Raw genomic sequence first — 1077 nt, 5'->3', positions numbered from 1 at the left:
ACGGTGCCCAGAACCTGGCGGCCCTCGGTGGCGCCCTGAGCCCGGTGATTTGTGGTTTTCTATTGATGCACACCCCCGCACCCACAATGTTCTATGCCTTGAGCGCACTGACCGCGATGGGTGGGTTCCTGTGCTTCATGAGCGGTCGTCGGGTGGCTCCAGTGCAAAAATAATGCACTGGAACTGCATCAATATGAACCTTTCAACCGTCAGTCCCACCTTGGGCACCGGGTCAATACATGCACCACGCCATCCGCCAGCACCATCACCCCCGGCACACCCGCTGCACGCAAGGCCTGTTCGTCCAGTCGGGTGACATCACGCAGCTGGACCCGCACTCGCGTTATCGCAATGCGTTGTTGCGACGCCAGGTTATCCAGCCCACCCAGCGCGGCGACCACGCTCGACGGCAGGTCCGTAGAACGCAGGGCCGCCACCTTCGGCTCATCCACCAGCAGATCCGGGGTCAATGCCTTCCAGAACGCCCGTTGCATTTTCTCGAACATGTTCAGTTCTCCAACACCTGTGAAGTTTCGACCATCGCCTGCTGCTGCGAAGACAAGGCCTCGCGGACCTGCTCAGCGCTCTCCAGCCCGAGTATCTGATGCGCGACTGCCTGACAGTCGCTGAGCTCGACCTCGCGAATTGCGGCTTTGATCGCCGGAATCAGTGGCACGCTGACCGACAGTTCATCCACCCCCAGCCCCAGCAACAGTGGCACCGCCAGAGTCTCCGAAGCCAGCGCCCCACACACCCCGACCCACTTGCCATGGGCATGGGCGGCCTTCACGGTGCTGGCGATCAGACGCAGTACCGAGGGGTGAAAACTGTCGGCCTGGCTGGCCAGACGTGGGTGATCGCGGTCCATGGCCAGGGTGTATTGGGTCAGGTCGTTGGTGCCTATGGAGAAGAAATCCACCTCGGGGGCAAACAGGTCCGCCATCAATGCCGCGGACGGGACTTCGATCATGATGCCCAGTTTCGGCAGCGCCTTGAGCCCGAGCGCCAGCGCCTCTTCTTCCAGCATCTGCCGCGCCAGGCGCAGCTCCGACAACTGGCTGACCATCGGCAGCATGA

2 protein-coding genes and 1 pseudogene are annotated in these 1077 nt (G+C 62.0%); 1 reads left to right on the top strand and 2 read right to left on the bottom strand.

From position 1 onward, the window contains the following. Positions 1-173 (top strand): annotated as a pseudogene (locus tag ACXRVY_RS31040) (MFS transporter); the annotation flags it as partial. 36 nt (positions 174-209) lie between these two features. Here the strand turns inward: ACXRVY_RS31040 and ACXRVY_RS31035 are convergent. After that, positions 210-506 (bottom strand): PTS transporter subunit EIIB, encoded by a 297-nt coding sequence (locus ACXRVY_RS31035; RefSeq protein WP_457266216.1) that lies wholly within the window; start codon positions 504-506, stop codon positions 210-212. A gap of 2 nt (positions 507-508) precedes the next feature. After that, positions 509-1077, bottom strand: a 569-nt coding sequence (locus ACXRVY_RS31030) for a putative PEP-binding protein (RefSeq protein ID WP_458239210.1), incomplete at its 5' end; no start/stop codon positions are given.

The organism is Pseudomonas sp. P5_A2_2 (genome assembly GCF_054177685.1).
This window is presented reverse-complemented; position numbering and strand designations above follow the sequence as displayed.